The 17470-nt window shown below is 68.4% G+C and carries 14 protein-coding genes; 11 read left to right on the top strand and 3 right to left on the bottom strand.

What is annotated here, in order from left to right; translation table 11 throughout:
• Positions 1-198 precede the first annotated feature (198 nt).
• The 5 genes from rplU to F3087_RS17765 all read left to right on the top strand — a co-directional run bounded on the left by rplU (position 199) and on the right by F3087_RS17765 (position 4390).
• Positions 199-510 (top strand): 50S ribosomal protein L21, encoded by a 312-nt coding sequence (rplU, locus tag F3087_RS17785; protein WP_040732804.1) that lies wholly within the window; start codon positions 199-201, stop codon positions 508-510.
• Between the two features lie 22 nt (positions 511-532).
• Complete coding sequence (gene rpmA / locus F3087_RS17780; protein WP_040732806.1) at positions 533-799, top strand: 50S ribosomal protein L27; 267 nt, start codon at positions 533-535, stop codon at positions 797-799.
• Positions 800-950: 151 nt separating this feature from the next.
• Positions 951-2405 (top strand): GTPase ObgE, encoded by a 1455-nt coding sequence (obgE, locus tag F3087_RS17775; protein ID WP_150403099.1) that lies wholly within the window; start codon positions 951-953, stop codon positions 2403-2405.
• Between the two features lie 84 nt (positions 2406-2489).
• Complete coding sequence (gene proB / locus F3087_RS17770; RefSeq protein ID WP_191094017.1) at positions 2490-3626, top strand: glutamate 5-kinase; 1137 nt, start codon at positions 2490-2492, stop codon at positions 3624-3626.
• A 176-nt stretch (positions 3627-3802) separates the two neighbouring features.
• Positions 3803-4390: a hypothetical protein gene (locus F3087_RS17765; protein WP_150403098.1), complete on the top strand. Its 588-nt coding sequence runs from the start codon at positions 3803-3805 to the stop codon at positions 4388-4390.
• A gap of 114 nt (positions 4391-4504) precedes the next feature.
• On the opposite strand, the gene F3087_RS45975 is transcribed toward F3087_RS17765, so the two are convergent.
• The 3 genes from F3087_RS45975 to F3087_RS17755 all read right to left on the bottom strand — a co-directional run bounded on the left by F3087_RS45975 (position 4505) and on the right by F3087_RS17755 (position 6812).
• Positions 4505-5644, bottom strand: a complete 1140-nt coding sequence (locus tag F3087_RS45975) for a hypothetical protein (protein ID WP_191094016.1) — start codon at positions 5642-5644, stop codon at positions 4505-4507.
• On the bottom strand, positions 5641-6015 hold the full coding sequence (locus tag F3087_RS17760; protein WP_150403097.1) for a hypothetical protein: 375 nt from the start codon (positions 6013-6015) through the stop codon (positions 5641-5643). Before F3087_RS17760 ends, F3087_RS45975 begins: the two co-directional genes overlap by 4 nt.
• Before the next feature lie 92 nt (positions 6016-6107).
• Positions 6108-6812, bottom strand: coding sequence for an ESX secretion-associated protein EspG (locus F3087_RS17755; RefSeq protein WP_150403096.1), 705 nt, complete (start codon positions 6810-6812; stop codon positions 6108-6110).
• Positions 6813-7031: 219 nt separating this feature from the next.
• Here F3087_RS17755 and F3087_RS17750 point away from each other — a divergent pair, with 219 nt between their 5' ends.
• The 6 genes from F3087_RS17750 to F3087_RS17720 are packed head-to-tail and all read left to right on the top strand — an operon-like array spanning position 7032 to position 17417.
• Positions 7032-9728, top strand: a complete 2697-nt coding sequence (locus F3087_RS17750) for a phosphoenolpyruvate synthase (RefSeq protein ID WP_223885154.1) — start codon at positions 7032-7034, stop codon at positions 9726-9728.
• Positions 9718-13176 carry an AMP-binding protein gene (locus F3087_RS17745; protein WP_150403095.1) on the top strand — a complete coding sequence of 1153 codons (3459 nt, stop codon included), beginning with the start codon at positions 9718-9720 and terminating at the stop codon, positions 13174-13176. The genes F3087_RS17750 and F3087_RS17745 overlap by 11 nt, the downstream gene beginning before the upstream one ends.
• The gene (locus tag F3087_RS17735) at positions 13173-14609 is read left to right on the top strand and encodes an SDR family oxidoreductase (protein WP_223885153.1); all 1437 of its coding nucleotides are present in this window, start codon (positions 13173-13175) and stop codon (positions 14607-14609) included. Before F3087_RS17745 ends, F3087_RS17735 begins: the two co-directional genes overlap by 4 nt.
• Entirely contained in the window at positions 14606-15520 is a 915-nt protein-coding gene (locus F3087_RS17730; RefSeq protein ID WP_150403094.1) for a nucleoside-diphosphate kinase, read from the top strand. The genes F3087_RS17735 and F3087_RS17730 overlap by 4 nt, the downstream gene beginning before the upstream one ends.
• A complete protein-coding gene (locus F3087_RS17725; RefSeq protein ID WP_223885152.1) occupies positions 15517-16506 on the top strand; it encodes a ScbA/BarX family gamma-butyrolactone biosynthesis protein in 990 nt (329 codons plus the stop codon). The genes F3087_RS17730 and F3087_RS17725 overlap by 4 nt, the downstream gene beginning before the upstream one ends.
• Positions 16503-17417 (top strand): hypothetical protein, encoded by a 915-nt coding sequence (locus F3087_RS17720; RefSeq protein WP_150403093.1) that lies wholly within the window; start codon positions 16503-16505, stop codon positions 17415-17417. The genes F3087_RS17725 and F3087_RS17720 overlap by 4 nt, the downstream gene beginning before the upstream one ends.
• Positions 17418-17470 lie beyond the last annotated feature (53 nt).

The following is a 17470-nucleotide window of genomic DNA, read 5'->3' as shown; positions in this document are numbered from 1 at the left end:
GCCAAGGGTTGCTCGCAGGCTGCCGACGGGCGGATTGTGTCGCTGATGGGGTGCTCTGGTAACCTAGGTCGGTCGCTGCCTGGCGATGGGCGTTATACCACGCCCCGCGCAGCAAGCCAGCCAAGAACATCTCGCGTCGCGCAGTTGTGTCGCGAGAAGAAACATGACTGTACTTAATCGAGTGGAGGAAGCCGACCGATGGCAACGTACGCGATCGTCAAGACCGGCGGAAAGCAGTACAAGGTCGCGGTCGGTGACCTGGTGAAGGTCGAGAAGATCGAGGGTAAGCCGGGTACTTCCGTCGCCCTGGATCCGGTTCTCGTCGTTGACGGGGCCGACCTGACCACCGACGCCGCAAAGCTGGCCAAGGTCTCCGTGGCCGCAGAGGTCGTCGAGCAGACAAAAGGCCCGAAGATCCGCATCCACAAGTTCAAGAACAAGACCGGCTACCACAAGCGTCAGGGTCACCGTCAGCCGCTGACGGTCATCAAGGTCACCGGCATCAAGTAAGACATCCCGAGGAGATTCAGCTATGGCACACAAGAAGGGTGCGTCCAGCTCCCGGAACGGTCGCGATTCCAACGCCCAGCGCCTCGGCGTCAAGCGTTTCGGCGGCCAGAAGGTCAACGCAGGCGAGATCCTGGTGCGTCAGCGCGGAACCCACTTCCACCCCGGCGTGAACGTCGGTCGTGGCGGTGACGACACCCTGTTCGCCCTCGCGGCGGGCGCGGTCGAGTTCGGCACCAAGCGCGGACGCAAGACCGTCAACATCGTCGTCCCGGAGCCGGTCGAGGCCTAGGCCTAACCTCTCCAGACAACAGCCGAGCGGGTCAGGGTCGCAACCCTGGCCCGTTTTCGCGTTTTAAAGACTCAGCGCGTTTTCCCAAACCCAGCGCGTTTCTTACCCGCACCACTGCGATCGACCAGTCCTGAAGGAGGATGATTCGGAAATGTCCAAGTTCATCGACCGTGTCGTACTGCACGTGCGTGCGGGCAAAGGCGGACACGGCTGTGCCTCGGTACTCCGCGAGAAGTTCATGCCGCTCGGCGGCCCCAACGGCGGCAACGGCGGCAACGGCGGGGACGTGATCCTCGAGGTCGACCCCAATGTGCACACCCTGCTCGACTTCCACTTCCACCCGCACGCCAAGGCCGGCAACGGCAAGCCCGGCGAGGGCAGCAACCGCGACGGCAAGCAAGGCGTCGACCTGCTGCTCAAGGTGCCCGACGGCACCATGGTGCTGGACAGCGACGGCAAGGTCCTGATGGACCTGGTCGGCGCGGGCAACCAGTTCATCGCCGCCCGCGGCGGCCGCGGTGGACTCGGCAACGCCGCCCTCGCCTCGAAAGCGCGCAAGGCCCCCGGCTTCGCGCTGCTCGGCGAGGACGGCGACGAGGTCGACCTCGTCCTCGAACTCAAGTCCGTCGCCGACGTCGGCCTCGTCGGCTTCCCGTCCGCGGGCAAGTCCTCGCTGGTGTCCGTGCTGTCCGCGGCCAAGCCGAAGATCGCCGACTACCCGTTCACCACGCTGGTGCCCAACCTCGGCGTGGTGCTCAGCGGCGACACCACCTTCACCGTCGCCGACGTGCCCGGCCTGATCCCCGGCGCCAGCGAAGGCCGCGGCCTCGGCCTCGACTTCCTCCGCCACCTCGAGCGGTGCGCGGTCCTCGCGCACGTCGTCGACTGCGCCACCCTGGAACCCGGCCGCGACCCGGTCTCCGACGTGGACGCGCTGGAAGCCGAACTCGCCGCCTACAAGCCCGCGCTGAGCGCCGACGCCGACCTGGGCGACCTGGCCGACCGGCCGCGTGTGGTCATCCTGAACAAGATCGACGTGCCGGACGCCGCCGAGCTGGCCGAGATGGTCACCGCCGAGTTCACCGCCCGCGGCTGGCCGGTCTTCGAGATCTCGGCGGTGAGCCGAGAAGGCTTGCGGCCCTTGACCTTCGCGCTCGCCGACCTGGTGCTGAAGTACCGCGAGGCGCATCCGAAGGCGGCGCCCGCGCGTCCGGTGATCCGGCCGATCGCGGTCAACCAGACCGGGTTCAGCGTCGTCGCCGATCCGCAGGAGCCGGGCGGTTTCATCGTGCGCGGCTCGCAGCCGGAGCGCTGGGTCGTGCAGACGCAGTTCGACAACGACGAGGCCGTCGGCTACCTCGCCGACCGGCTGGCTCGCCTCGGCGTCGAGGACGAGCTGGTCAAGCAGGGCGCCGAGCCGGGCGCCCCGGTGACCATCGGCAACGTGACCTTCGAATGGGAGCCGCAGATCTCGGCGGGCATCGACATGGTGCCGACCGGTCGTGGCACCGACATTCGACTGGAACAGGACGACCGGATCAGCGCCGCCGAGCGCAAGCACGCGTCCCGGGTGCGGCGTGGTCTGGTTAAGGACGACGAAGAGTAGACGCGCGGGTTCGGCTGCGGCCGGGCCGGCTGGGGTAGGTTCGGTGTCGGCGAGTTCTATTGCTGCGCAGGGAGTTCGATTGCGATGACAGTGAGTTCGGATGCTACCGAGGCGGATTCGGAGCTGAGCGAGGCCCGGCTGGCGATCGCGTCGGCCCGCCGGGTCGTGGTGAAGATCGGCTCCTCGGCGCTGACCAGCCTCGAGGGCGGGCTCGATACCGCGCGCCTCGATCGCCTCGCCGATGCGGTGGAGGCGCGGATGCGCGCGGGATCCGATGTGGTGGTGGTGTCTTCGGGCGCGATCGGCGCGGGGCTCGCGCCGCTCGGGCTGAGCACCCGGCCCCGCGACCTGGCCACCAAGCAGGCCGCGGCCAGTGTCGGTCAGCTGGCCCTCGCCCACGCCTGGGGCACCTCCTTCGCCCGGTACGACCGCACCGTCGGCCAAGTCCTGTTGAGCGCCGACGATTTCGCGCGCCGCGAGCACCACCGCAACGCGCAACGGACCCTGGACCGGCTGCGTTCGCTCGGCGCGATCGCCGTGGTCAACGAAAACGACACCGTCGCAACGGAAGAGATCCGGTTCGGCGACAACGACCGGCTCGCCGCACTGGTCGCCCACCTGGTCGGCGCCGACGCGCTGGTGCTGCTCTCCGACGTCGAGGGCCTCTACGACGGCGACCCCCGCAAGGGCGACGCCGGCTTCATCCCCGAGGTGCGCAGCAGCGCCGACCTCGACGGCGTGATCGCCGGCAGCGGCGGCGCGCTCGGCACCGGCGGCATGGCCTCCAAACTTTCGGCCGCCCGCCTGGCCGCCGACGCCGGCGTCCCCGTCCTGCTCGCCGCCGCCACCTCCGCCGACCTGGCCTTGACCACCGGCAAAGTCGGCACCGCCTTCGCCGCCCGCCCGACTCGCCTGTCCGCCCGCAAGTTCTGGGTCCGTCACGCCGCCGACAGCCGCGGCGCCCTGCTCATCGACGACGGCGCCGCCCGCGCCGTCGAAGACCGCCGCTCCCTACTAGCCGCAGGCATCACCGCCCTCCGCGGCCGCTTCTACGGCGGCGACGTGGTCGACCTCATCACCACCGGCGACCGCCTGATCGCCCGCGGCGTAGTCGCCTACGACAGCACCGAACTGACCACCATGCTCGGCCACTCCACCAAAGAACTCCCAGACACCATGCAGCGCCCCGTAATCCACGCCGACGACCTGGTCAAGGTCTAGACCACACCACACAACGCGCCGCGGGCCGGACAACCCGCTACTGTCGTGTTTTCCGCAGTCATATGCCGCTCGCTGATATTCGGACACATCCAACGATGCCGTGGCACCGAACCAACTGGGATCGCCTCGGTAGGTGCTTGTTTCGAAACTCGGGATAAATCGGTATGGGAGGCATGATGGCTAAACACCTGGCCGGGTTGTTCGCGGTCGGATTCTCTGTCCTGCTCATCGCCAGTTCTGGTGCGGCACACGCGTCGCCTGCGGGAGATGCCGGGCAGGCGGCGGAGAAGCAGGCGGCGAAGAATGAGCGGACTTGGTTCAGGATCGCGGACCTCTTCTGCAGCGTGGGCGGCGAGCCGATCAACCCGCAGAAGGATCTGGCGGGCTCGCGTAAACAGTTCAGCGACAGTGGAATACGCGAGTACGACGCGGCTTTCAAGATCACGCCATTGCAGTATCGCGGCGGTTATGACGCTGTCGATGCGGCACGGAGCGACATTATGGGCAAGGGCAGTAAGTTCGCACCACCGCTCGGCTCGACGGATGCCGATCTGCTGCGGCAGTGGCGGTACGGAATGTGCAACAGCGACGAGTTCCGGCGGGAGTGGAGTAACGCCCTGAAAACGGAGCAGGAAAGGTTGGGCACCAAACTCAAGCCCGGCATGGATACCGATGCGGCAATCCTCGACCTCTATGACGAGAAGATGGACAGGATGCTCAAAGTTCTCAAAGCCGAGGAGAAGGACGACACGGACGACCTCTAGGGTTTGCTCGGCGACCGGGACATCACTGAGCGCGGTTCCGCGTTTCGCGATAGTGATGTCCCGTTCGACGTCCCAGGCTCATGGTCCGCGTGTATGGCGGCTGCCAGTGTGCGGTTACTTCTGGGAGGGCACCACTCCGGGCTGGTTGGTGGTCGACGGAGGTTGTTGCTGCTGGTTTTCGTCGGGGATCGGGCCGGTGACGCCTGGCTGACCGCCTGGATCCGGCAGGGGGACAGGCGGTTGCGCGGGGGCGGGGATCGGCGGGGCCGGGGGTGGAGAGGGCAGGGGTGGGGGAGCCTGCTCGGTAGTCGGAGGCGGTGGTGCCTGTTGCGGAGCCGGTGGGGGTGCCTGCTGAGTCGACGGTGCGGGGGCCGGTTGCGTTGAGGGCGGGGCCGGTTGTGTTGACGGCGGAGCATCCGGGGTCGGCGGGGCCGGAGGCGGCGCTTGCTGAGTGGTCGGCGGCGCCTGGGTGGTCGGCGGCGCCTGGGTGGTCGGCGGCGGCGTCGGCTGCGGGTCGGGGACCGGGCGCGGCGGAGTCGTAGTGCTCGGGGGCGCTTGGGATTCCGGGACCGAGGGCGCCGGGGCGGGCGTCGACGGACGACCGTTCGGCTGACTGTCCTGCGGGATCTGTTGCGGCGGAGTGTATTCCGGCTGCTCGCTCGGCGGCGCCGGTCGACGCTGTGGTGGCGCGGCGGGTGCGGGCTTGATGTCGGCCGGCAACTCCGGCGGCGACGGCAGCGCCGGAACGGCTTTGCCCGCCATGCCATAGGCCGGCTTGTACACCATGTTCATCGCGAGCACGGCCTCTTGCCGCAGCGCCTCCTCGGCCATCTTCGCGTCTATGACGTGCGCGGCCTCGAGCAGGCGCGCGACCGCGCCGATCGGCCCGGACGAACCGGGTGGCGCGACCGCGATCTTGACCGCCTCGGCCGCCGCGGCAACGCCGCCCAGCCTGGCGCCGACCTGCCCCATCACCGCGGCGAGTTCGTCCGCCGAGGCGGCGAAGCTGCGGATGCTGGCGAACGCCGCGTCGGCTGCGGCACCCTTCCACTCCATCGAGTTCATCACCCGGTCCACGCTGCCGCGGGTGAGCGGGAAGGACGTGCTCAGCGTGCCCGCGACCTCCAGCCAGGCGACCGACGCGCGCAGCACCTCGGCGGCGTCGATCTGCTGGGTCTTGGCGTAGATCTCTTCGTGCCGCATCGACTCGAAGTGCTCCATCGAGCTGATGTAGTCGGGATCGCTGCCGGTCATCGCGGAAGCCTCGAGGCGACGGCGCGCAGGGCGGCGGCGTTGGCTGCATCGGCTTCTTCGAGTAATCCGCCGCTGATCAAGAAGGCTTCCTTCATTCGGTACGCGGCCTCGATGTAGCTGTCCAGCAACGTGGCGGCGTCGCGCGCTTTGTGATTGAACCCGGCCTGTAACTGCTGCGCGGACACGAATCCGCCGAATCCGCCCAGTTCCGCGGCGGTTTCGAGGCGCTGCTGCAGGTGGATCAACCGTTCGGCTTGCTGGTCGTACATCTCGGCGCAGCGCCGCGCGGCAGCCGGATCGAACTGGACGCTGCCTGCCTGGGCCGCTTGCTTGAACCGGACGATATCGGCTCGGCTGGTCTCGATCGTCATCGCACACCCCTGAGATGGTCGGTCCGCCTCAGACTAGCCCGTGGCCGCTTCGACCGGCACCGGTGGTTATCGGTCGGCATCGGCGGCCGGGCTCACGACTGGATGCGTTTCTGCAGTTGCGCGCCGATCTGCTCGGCGGAGGCGGGCGTGATGTGCACTTCCTTGCCCGCCCTGATCAGGTATCGCCCGTCGCCCTTGACGTCGAACCAGGTGTAGTGGATCGGCGGGGGCGGCGTCGGCTGGTCCAGCGCGGGCTCGATCCGGATATGTCCTTCCGCGCTGTGCGGTTTCAGCAGCAGCTTGCGAATTCGCGGTGCCGTCGGCTGCCGCGCGACCACCGTCGCCTCGTCGCGCACCGCGTCCGTCGGCGCGACCCGGGCCGGTTCCCGCCCTGGCGGCGCGGCGGGCAGCAGACCCGCGATCCGGATGCCGAGCTTGCCGCTGTGCCCGATCGAGAGCCGGACCCGCCCGCCGAAGTCCGGCGTCGAGCCGGGTTCCTGCACCGCGAGCACGGCCCGGTCGAAGATCGCCGCGGCGAGCAGCCGGATCTCGCTACCCGGCGTGTGCGTGCCGCCGATCGCGACGATCCTGGTCTGCGGGGCGGCGAGAATCCGCAGGCAGGCGCTCAGATCGGGGTCGGCTCGCAGCGGCAGCCGTTCGTTCAGCGTCGCGCGCAGCCGATCGGCCTCGTCCTCGGTGCGCGGGGTCTCCAGGATGCGCAACGGATACGGGTGCCGATCCAGGTCGGTTTCGCCCCACAGGTGGGCGAACTCGTCCGGAGTGAAGGTCCAACTCACCGCCCGAATCACATCCTCACCGAACCCACCGAGACTGGTTTGTAGCTTAACGGTCGTGGCGCGCGGAGGTGGTTGCCGCACCGAGCACCTAGGATTGTGGGCTAACACTGCGGTGAATTCTCGGATATATCCATACAACCCCCACTTACGTTTTGCGCGGCCCGGGTGAGCCGGTGCGTGGTGCTCCGGCACAAGAATCCGGGGGGATGGGAGCATGCCGTGCAGGTGCTGGGACCGTGGACCGATATCGCGACGATCGCCGCCGTCGGCGGCGGTAAAGCGCGCGGGCTGCACCGCCTGCGCCAGTGCGGATTTCGGGTCCCGGACTGGACCGTGCTCGGCACGGACGTGTTCGCGCAGTTCACCGCGGAGACCGATCTGCTGAGGAACGTGACCGAGGTCACATTACTGGACGACCTGGACGCGGCCCTCGGGGCGGGTGCCGCGCTGCGGGCCGATATCGCCGCGACCCCGCTGCCCGCCGAAGTCCGCGAGGTGATCGCCGACGCGTACGCCCGACTCGGCGGCTCGATCGCGGTGCGCTCGTCGGTGGTCGCGGAGGACGGCCCGGAGCACTCGTATGCGGGTCAGTTCGACTCCTTCCTGAACGTCAACGGCCTCGACGCGGTGCTCGACCGGGTCCGCGACTGCTGGGCGTCGGCCTTCTCCGAACGATCGTTGCGCTACGCGTTCACCCACAAGCAGCCACGCGCGGGTGCGGTCGCCGTTGTGCTGCAACGCTTGATCGCGGCGCGGGCCAGCGGCGTGATGTTCACCGCGAACCCGATCACCGGCGCCCGCGACGAACTGGTCATCAGCGCGGTCTACGGGCTCGGCGAGGGCCTGGTGTCGGGCGCGGTGGACGCCGACTCGGTCGTGGTCGACAAATCCTCCGGTGCCGTGCTGGAAACCGTACTGGGAGACAAGGATCGGTCGTACGTCGCCGACGGCGCGCAGGGCTCCACGATCAGCGAGATCGACCCGGCACAGCGCGAACGGCCCGCCCTCACCGACGCCGAGATCGCCGAGGTAGCCGAACTGGGCCGCAAGGTGGAAGCCGAGTTCGACGCCCCGCAGGACGTCGAATGGGCGATCGACGAAGCCGGCCTCTGGTTCCTGCAGTCCCGCCCGATCACCACGACCCTCGGTGCCCGCCCCGGCGCGCTCATCCGGGGCGCCGGCGAGGCCGTACCGGACGGCGAACAACGAATCTGGGACAACTCCAACATCATCGAGAGCTTCAACGGCCTCACCTCCCCGCTGACCTACACCACCGCCGCCGACATCTACGGCCGCGTCTACCACGGCTACGCGAAATCCCTCCGGGTCCCCGGCGCACAGCTGCGCCAGACCGAACGATGGACTCCGGTGCTGCTGGGCTACTTTCACGGCCGGGTGTACTACAACCTGCTGCACTGGTACCGCATGGTCGGCATCGCACCGGGCTACCCGCTGAACCGCAAGGTGCTCGAGGCCGCGCTCGGCGTGGCCGAACCCCTCGCCGACGACATCGCGAAAACGTTGCGCCCGTTCACCTTCGGCAACCCGCTGAGCCGCCTCCGGTCGCGAACGGTGACCACCGCGACCTACCTGCGCCGCCTGTTCGGCATCGACGCCATCGTCGAACAGTTCATGACCGACTTCTACCGCGTCTACGACGAGTACGACGCCATCGACTACACCGCGCTCTCCGGCGCCGAAGCAGATGCCGCCTACCGGAAGGTCGACCGCGACCTGGTCGAGCGCTGGGGCCCGCTGATGGTCCTCGACGCAATCCTGCTGACCTGCACCGGATTGATGTTCCTGCTGACCAAACTGCTGCTGCCCAAGGCCCCGGAGTGGTTCCTCTACGCCGTGGTCGGCCCCGGCTCCGACGTCGAATCCGCCGAACCCGCCCGCGCGATGAAGGCCCTCGCCGACGCCGCCCGCGCCGACCCCGAACTCACCGCCCTGGTGAATTCGACAGCGCCGGAACACATCTACCCCGCACTCGCGGATAGACCGGACTTCCGCGCGAAGGTCGACGCCTACATCGACAGCTACGGCTACCGCAGCCTGGACGAGCTCAAACTGGAAACCCCGGACCTGCGCGAGGATCCGGCGAGCCTGTTCGTCATGCTGCGCAGCGCATTACCGGACGCGCCGCTCGGCCACCGCGACGAGGCCGAGGAATACCTCGACGCCCACCTGCACGGCTTCCGCCGCCGGATCTATGAACGGTTGCGCGGCAAGGTTTCCCGCTGCGCCGCGCACCGCGAGCGCCTGCGCTTCTGCCGGACCAGGGCCTTCGGCATGGTCAAGCGGATGATCCGGGTGATGGGCCGCGATCTGGCCGAGCGCGGCGTCATCGACGAGTTCGCCGACGTGTTCTACCTGACCGTGCAGGAGTTGCGCGGCAGCTACGACGGTGCCGATACCGCAGACCTGCGCGATCTGGTCAACGCGCGAAAGGCGCAGCGCGCCAAGGACTCCGGTCTCGTAGCTCCGGCCAGATTCGTCACCACCGGATCGACCTTCGGCCGCGCCGAACTGGCCGCCCAGGGCTGGGTGCCGATCACCGACACCCCCGCGGCCGAAGCAGGCACGGTGCTCACCGGCACCCCATCGGCCTCCGGTAGCGTCGAGGGAACCGCGGTCGTCGTCGACGAGCCGCGCGACGTCGCGGGTGGCATTCTGGTGGCATATCGGACCGATCCCGGCTGGGTGGCCGCGCTGCCCTCGGCGTCGGCGCTGGTCATCGAGCGTGGCAGCCCACTCACCCATGTCGCGATCGTGGCGCGGGAACTCGGGGTGCCGACGGTGGTCCAGGTCAAGGACGTGACCAAGAAGGTACGGACCAGTATGCGGATTCGAGTCGATGGCACCCACGGAACCGTTACTGTGCTGGCCGAAGGAGAGGTCCGCGATGGAGCATGACAAAGACGTTGCGGCCGTACGTGATTGGCTAGCCGACCCGACCGGTTCGGCCGGTATTCGGCTGGCCGACGAAGCCGACGGCTGGGCCTACCGGAGCTATCCCGAACTGGCCGAACAGACCTGGTCGATCGCGGCGCTCATGCGCCGGCACGGCATGGGCAGCGGCGACGGCGCCTGCGTGATCATGCCGACCGGCTTCCCCTGCGTCGCCGCGTTCTACGCGGTCTGGGCGTGCGGCGGAGTGTTCACGCCGGTCGCGCCGCCGATGTTCGGCGATCTCGACCAGATCATCGCCCACATCGCCGGGATCCTGGTGCAGGCGAAGCCCCGGCTGGTGGTCACCTCGACCGAATTCGAGCAGTTCGTCCGCCAGGCGGCCACGGCGGCCGGGCGGAGCGACGAACCACTGGTGATCGACGCGGCCACGCTGCAACCGTGCCCGCCCGCGGAGCGCGTGTTCGGCGAGCCGGACGAGTGCGCGCTGCTGCAATTCACCTCCGGCTCCACCGCCGCCCCGCGTGGCGTGCGGGTGAGCTGGCACAACCTGGCCAACAACATCGCGATGATCTCCCGGCTGGTCGAGTGGCGGGCCGGCGAGGCGATGGTGTCGTGGCTGCCGCTGTATCACGACATGGGGCTGGTCGGCGCGTTCCTCACCACCGTCACCAATCAGGGCGATCTGTGGCTGATGCGTCCGGACCAGTTCGTCCGCGATCCGGCGCGCTGGTTGCGGGCGATGGCGCACGCCCAGCACTCGCCGTCGCCGTCGTTCGCGCTCGGCTATGTGGCGCACCGGGTTTCGCCCGCGGAGATCGCCGATCTGGACCTGTCCGGGTGGCGCACGCTCGCCGTCGGTTCCGAGCCGGTCGAGGTGGCCGATCTCCAGTCGTTCGCGAAACTCACCGGGCCGCTCGGCTTTTCGATGAGCGCGTACACGCTGGCCTACGGTCTGGCGGAGTCGACGCTGATGGTGACCGCCTCGGCGCGGCATCGCCCGATCACCGCGCTGCGGATCGACACCCCGACACTGCGTTTCGGCGAGCCCGTCACCATCCTGGAGCGGGAACTGCTCGATGACACCCATCGGGTCGACGGCGCGGGCTGGATCACCGGACTCGGCTACTCGACCACCGAATCGACCGTCACGGTGGTCGATGAGAACGGCCACGAGCTGCCCGACGGGACGCTCGGCGAGATGGTGGTGGTCGGCGACTCCGTCGCGCTCGGCTATTCCGACGATTCCGACGGCGCGTCCACCAGGATCGTCAACGGCGCGCTGTATTCCGGTGACGCCGGATTCCTGCATCGCGGTGAGGTATTCGTGCTCGGCCGGATGGGGTCGAGCCTGAAGGTGCGTGGGCGTTCGGTGTTCATGGAGGACATCGAATCGCGGGTCGCGCAGGAAACCGGGATCACCAAGGGCAAACTCGCCGCCGTCGCGATCACCGAGCCGGGCGAGCAGGGCATCGCGCTGTTCGCGGAGGCCAAGCCGGGGGCGTGGATTCCGGAGGCGCGCAAGATCATTCGGGGTGAACTGGGGCCTGCGCAGACGGTCACCATCGTCACCGGTCCGCGCGGGATCATCCGGCGTACGTCGAGCGGTAAGCCGCGGCGACGGTACATGTGGGATCAATTCCGTAGCGGGGCACTCACGGACGCGGTTGTGTACGAGGCGGAAGCCACTCCCAGCTGTGGTCGAGTCGCGACGGACGACACCCCCACGCCGACATTGGCCGCCGAACGGGTCGGTCAGTTGCTCGACGGTGCGTTGGAAAGCGTTGCGATTCCCGCTGATTCGACCGTGCTCTTCGAGGGCTCACTCGCCGAGGGCTTCGGGAACGAGGGCTCCGACGTCGACTTCCTGGTGCTCGCCCCCGGCGACGACGAGTTGCCCACACTGCCGACCGTGCTGTTCATCGACGGCCGCCGAGTGGAGGTACGCACTCGCTCCGAGTCTCAAATGCGGCGACAGCTCGAACAAGTCGCGAACGCCACCGAGCTCGACGAGGATCTGCTCAACCGGTGTCAACGGTTCCTGCGCGCGACGGTCGTCCGCTCCGGAACCGCGGATATCGACGAATTGCGCGCGCTACTGCCGCATTCCACCTTCATGACGCTCATCGCGGACTGGTGGACCGCCCGAGCACAGCAGGCCCTGCGCTACGCCATCGCACTGCGCACGCTGAAGGCGCGCGACGAGGCGATCGACTGGGCACGTGACGGCTTGCTCCAGGCGATCAAGGGCTGGGCCGCGCGGCACGGCGAAAGCTACCTGGAAACCAAATGGCTGCCGCAGCAACTCGAGCGGATCGGCAGCGACGAAATCATCAACCGCTACCGCGATCTCAGCGATCCGGGCGCGTGGGCCGGCGACCCGGAGCGGAGCTACGGCGACACGCTGCCCGGTGTACTCGGCGATGCGAAGGCACGGGCGTTGTCCGAGCAGGCAACCTGGACACAGGCTCTAGAACTCGCCGCCGAGCTGGGCGTCGAGGGCGTCACCGACGATCCCGACCAGATCCTGTTCGCCCGGAGACCCCAGGTCACCACCTGGAACATCGGGCAGCGCGTGCACGTAATCCGCAGCGACAGCGACGTTTTCGTGCTCTCGGACAACGGCGCCCGCGCCTGGCGCTCGGTGGTGTTCCGCCATTCCCTCGCCGCGGTCCTGTCTCGGGCACCGCACGACATCACCGCCGAGCTGGCCGAGTTCCTCCGGCTCGGTTTCGTCGGATTGCAGTGGCGCTGTGGTGAAGTCCTGAAGCCCGCACTGGCGATGTGCAAACCGGGGCGGCCCTACACCCCGGTGCCGTCCGCGACGGCTCCTGCGCTCGGCGTCACCGGGGCCGCGCGTGAGGACGCGATCGCGACACTGTCGCCGCTGCCCGCACGTCGTTTCACCGAGTGCGCGATGAACCTGGTGTGGTCGAACATCGTGCTGGAGAACGCGCGCGAGGATCTGGCGGGAGCGATCAAGAACGGTCAGGGCGCCGTCGCCGACATCGCCGCGCACCGGATGATCGCGATGACGGTACGAGTGATGCTGTCCGCCTTCGGTATTCACCCACTGCCCGCCGACGTCGCACCACCATCGACCCTGCGCCGACTGCTTCCGCCACACGCCCAGCACCGTGACGACCTGCTCGCCCGGCTGGAATCGGCTCGGCAGCTACGGTTCTCGGACTCCGGCGATACCGTCGCCGGCCTCGCGGTCCTCGACGATTTCGTCACTCTCGTCCGCTCGGTCGCCGCCGACCCGGACGGCACCGCCTTTCCGGCCTCGTTCGACTCGCGCGAACAATGGCGGCGCACGCTCGCCATCGGCTACGACTGGCTGCGCATCGCCGGCTATCTCGACACCGACCTGCCTCTCGACGAGGCCCGCGACCTGCTGGCCTCCGGCGGGCAGCAGCCGCACCTACGCGTGGAAGGAACGTCGCAGCCATGACAGCCGTCGCCGACGCCGCGGTCGCCGAGCAGGTACGCAGCCTGGTTCAGGCCATGGCCCCGGACCCGCATGCGCTCGCCGCCGACGACCGAAGGCTGGTCGAGGATCTGGGTTTCGAGTCGCTGCGGTTGATGGAGCTGACCGTCGCGCTCGAGCGGACCTTCGCTCTCCCGCGCCAGCGGCCGGAGCGGCTGGTCGGAATCCGCCGGGTCGGCGACGTCATCACGCTGGTCGCGACCGGCCTCGCCGCTGGTTCCGGCGAAGAGCCCGGTCGACAGGTGCCGAAGGATCGCAGCCGGCTGCTCGGTCACGTCGGCGCCGAGCGGCAGCACGACGACGGAATGGGCAGGCGCGACACGATATTGGTCACCGGCGCGAGCGGGCTGGTCGGCTCCGAGGTGGTGGCGCGCCTCGCCGCGGCCAGCTATCCGGTCGCCGCGGTACTGCACAACAACTCGCGCATCGTCCGCAACGACGGCACCGCCCTCGGCGCGGGCAGTCCGGTCGCAGGGGACATCCGGATGCCGGGATTCGGTCTGTCACCGCGTGATTCCGCGGACCTGTCCGAACGGGTCGGCACGATCGTGCACTGCGCGGCCACCACGGCGTTCGACGCCGACGCGACCGACTACCACGAACTCAACGTGCGCGGCACCGCCAACGCGGTAGCGCTGGCCAAGGCCTGGGACGTCCAGCTCGTCTACGTCAGCACCGCCTACGTGTGCGGCAACCGCAGCGGCGTGATCGACGAGAACGACCTCGATGCCGGTCAGACCTTCGGAAACCGCTACGAAGAGAGCAAGTTTCACGCCGAGCACTTGGTCCGCGCAGCCGGCCGGCACGGCCTGCGCTGGGCGATCGTGCGGCCCGGCATCGTGACCGGCGCCCTCGGCACCGGCGCGATCCGCGAGTACAAGAACCTCTACACCGTGGTCAAGCTGATGGTCGAGGGCAAGCTGCGCTCGCTGCCCGGCCGCTATGACGCGACGCTGGCGCTGGCCCCGGTCGATCACGTCGCCGACGTGATCGCCGCCGCCGTCCTGGATTTCGACTCGGCCCATCGGCGCACCTTCCACGCGGTCGGCCGGGACACGCTGTCGCTGCGCGAGGTCTCCGACGTGCTCGCCGAATACCCTTCGTTCGAGGTCGCGACCTTCGTGCCCGCGGCGACGTTCCACGAAGACGACCTCGGCGCCATCGAACGCGAGTACTACCGGCGCATCGGCTCGCTCTACACCAGCTACTTCGAGCGGCGACTGACCTTCGGCACCTCGAATGCCGAAGTGCTGCTCGGCAAACCGGCGCCACCGACCGGCAAGGAGTATCTGCGCGTGCTGCTGGACTACTGCCTGGAATCCGGCTATCTCGGCGTGCCGTTGCCGTCGATCGAAGAAGTGCTGGCGGGCAATGACTCCGGTGGGGCGGACCGGTGACCGCGTCGCTGCGCGAGCTGCTCGCCGCGCTGACCCCGCAGCCGGAGAAGGTGGCGGCCTACGCCGACGACACCTACCTGCAAGAGACCGTCGAGCAACTCGATCGCCTCGGTGTCGACGCCGCGAAGTTCGCCAGAGAGCACTCGATGCTGCTGCTCAAGCCGGACGCGATCGTCGCCAGATCGGTCGAATCGACACTGAACTGGCTGGCGGACAACAACTTCCGGGTCGTCTCCGCTTTCCGGGTCGCGGTCGACCGGCACTTCGCCCGCGCGCTCTGGTACTTCGCCTGGAACATCGCCTCGCCCGAACGCCGGCGCTTGGCCGATCTGCTGGTCGGCATCTCCGACGTCCTGGTGCTCGTCGTGCGCGGCGAGGACGCGGAACTCCCCGTCCCCGTACGGCTTACCGAAGCCAAGGGGCCGACCGATCCGCGTAAACGTCAACCCGGCGAGCTGCGCCACCTGCTCGGCCGCCACAGCTATCTGCTGAATCTGGTGCATTCACCCGACGATCCCGCCGATGTGCTGCGGGAGCTCGCCATCTACCTGGACGAGGACCGGCGGGCGAAGGTGATCGCACAGGCAAGCGACGGGGCCGACCGCTCGTCCGATGCCCGCGCGATCGCGCACGACCTCTACACGCAGGCGCCGGCGCGCAGCTTCGACCGTGCCGACGCACTCGACCGGATCCTGCGTGATCTGGAGCAGGCCGGTGCCGCACCGGCTTTCGAGGATCGGACGGACGCGGACTGCGCGCGGCTGCTGTATTCCGCGTGGGCCGAGGGGCGCGAACTCGATCCGTGGTCGGTGATCGTGCTCGGGTCCTATGTACTCCCGATGCGGGTCGGGACGCAGCCGCAAACGCTGCGCCCGGTGACCGCGAAAGACTGGCTGGAGGAACGACCGTGACGGCAAACGTGGAAACGGTGAAGAACGCGACCCATCTACGTACCATCTCGCGCGAGCTGGCGCACCGGTGCGCGGTGTCGGAGGTGTTCGTCACCTCGATGGACACCGTGGCCGAGGACGAGTTCGTGGTCGGCGCCCAATTACCCAGGATGCACGCCTATTACGGCGATCACCTCGGGTCGCTCGGCCTGCGCCACGATCCGCTGCTGGTGATGGAGGCCGCCCGGCAGGCCGCGATCGCGCTCAGCCACGAGTTCTACGGCGTCCCTTCGGATATGGCGTTCATCGTGCGCACCTTCAACGGCACCGGCGCGGACACCCCCGCCTGGGAGGTCGGCACCGCCCCGGCCGATCTGGTGCTGCGCGCCCGGGTGCCGCGGCGGCACCTGCGCGGCGACACGGTGCAGGGCCTGGACATGGTGCTCGAAATCGATTGCGGCGACGAGTCGATGATGACCGTCGACGGCTCGTTCTCCTGGATGACGTCGCAGCAATGGGCCGGGCTGCGCGGCGCGTTCCGGAAAAGCCTCGGCCTCGGGCCGTTTCTCGGCGCTTCGGCGCTCGCCGATCGCGCGGTCGCGGCCGAGGTCGGGCGGGAGAACTGGCGCAATGTCGTGATCGCCGCGCCGGAGCTTTCGGGGAACATCGCGCGGGCCGCCCTCGTTCCCGACCTGGGTCATCCGTTTCTGTTCGATCATCAGCTCGACCATGTTCCGGGCAGCCTGCTGATCGAGGCGTGCAGGCAGACCGCGTTGGCCATGGTGCTGCATCGAGCGCCCCGATTGGAGTGCGTCGGAAGCGCTTTCGAGCGGTTCGTGGAGCTGGATCGTCCCGCCGAGTGCGTCGCGGAGATCACCGGTCAGCAGGCCGACCGGACCGTGATCCACTGCGAGATCCGGCAGGCCGACGCGGTCGCCGCCGAGCTCGATCTCGAATTCGCCGACGACGAACTGGGTTTCGACGCCGAGGAACCGGAGTCCGCGTGACGAACCCGCTGGTGTCCGTGGTGCGTATCGCCCGGTTCACCGCGGTGATGTACAAGCCGCACTACCTGCTCTACGGGGTGCTGTGGGTGCTCGCGCTGGAGGGCATCGCTTCGCTTGTGACGCAGCCGGATTCGGCATGGCGGCCGGCCGGTGCCACCGTGGTCCGGATCGTCGTGGTCGCGTTCGTGCTGCTGTATCTGCGGATGGTCGACGAGCAGAAGGATCTCGAATACGACCGCGTGCACAATCCGGACAGGCCGCTGGTGACCGGTGCGGTGAGTGCGGTCGAACTGCGCGTCGCGATGGGGGTCATCGCGATCGGGGCCATCGCCGGCAGCCTCGCGCTGTCCGTGGGCTCCGCCGTAATGATCACTGTCGCATTGGCTTACGGGCTGGTGCTGTGGGGTCTGGAGCAGTTGTTCGCTACCGTGCGCACCAACATCCTGGTGAATCTGGTCGTCACCTACCCGGTGCAACTGCTCGTCACCGGCTACGTCGTGGTCTCGGCGATCGACACCGGTGAGGTGCGCGCGCACTGGCAGGCCGCGGCGGTCGCCGGTGTCTTCGCCGGCGCGTTCCTCCAATTCGAGTTCGCCAGAAAGACATCCCGCGAGCGTCGTCCGGGCGAACTGCTGTATTCGAACGCGCTGGGCACGAACGGCGGTGTCGCCGCCTCGCTGCTCTGCGCGGTCGCGGCGGTGCTGTTCGATCTGCTTCTGGTCCGGCCGTGGGACTATTCGCCGCCGTTGTCCCTCATTGCCTGGCTGCCCATTGCGTTGCTGTTGATCCCCGCCCTCGGCGCACTGAAGTTCCTGCGCGGCGACCGCACGGACTATCCACCCGTCCCTGCCGTCATCTTCATCCTCGTCCTCTACCTCACGCTGATTGCCCAGGCCCTGACCTTGTCTTAGCCAAACCGGCCGCTGTGCCACCGTCGTGTCCCGCACCGGCGAGCGTCGTGTCT

The sequence above is a fragment of the Nocardia colli genome, assembly GCF_008704205.1.
Lineage (GTDB): Bacteria > Actinomycetota > Actinomycetes > Mycobacteriales > Mycobacteriaceae > Nocardia > Nocardia colli.
The sequence above is the reverse complement of the archived record's forward strand: the minus strand, read 5'-3'. Positions and strand labels throughout refer to the sequence as shown.

What these genes read in the sequence shown, in the direction of transcription:
- rplU (WP_040732804.1), top strand. Translation starts at nt 199, where the DNA reads ATGGCAACGTACGCGATCGTCAAGACCGGCGGAAAGCAGTACAAGGTC.
- rpmA (WP_040732806.1), top strand. Translation starts at nt 533, where the DNA reads ATGGCACACAAGAAGGGTGCGTCCAGCTCCCGGAACGGTCGCGATTCC.
- obgE (WP_150403099.1), top strand. Translation starts at nt 951, where the DNA reads ATGTCCAAGTTCATCGACCGTGTCGTACTGCACGTGCGTGCGGGCAAA.
- proB (WP_191094017.1), top strand. Translation starts at nt 2,490, where the DNA reads ATGACAGTGAGTTCGGATGCTACCGAGGCGGATTCGGAGCTGAGCGAG.
- F3087_RS17765 (WP_150403098.1), top strand. Translation starts at nt 3,803, where the DNA reads ATGGCTAAACACCTGGCCGGGTTGTTCGCGGTCGGATTCTCTGTCCTG.
- F3087_RS45975 (WP_191094016.1), bottom strand. Translation starts at nt 5,644, where the DNA reads ATGACCGGCAGCGATCCCGACTACATCAGCTCGATGGAGCACTTCGAG.
- F3087_RS17760 (WP_150403097.1), bottom strand. Translation starts at nt 6,015, where the DNA reads ATGACGATCGAGACCAGCCGAGCCGATATCGTCCGGTTCAAGCAAGCG.
- F3087_RS17745 (WP_150403095.1), top strand. Translation starts at nt 9,718, where the DNA reads ATGGAGCATGACAAAGACGTTGCGGCCGTACGTGATTGGCTAGCCGAC.
- F3087_RS17735 (WP_223885153.1), top strand. Translation starts at nt 13,173, where the DNA reads ATGACAGCCGTCGCCGACGCCGCGGTCGCCGAGCAGGTACGCAGCCTG.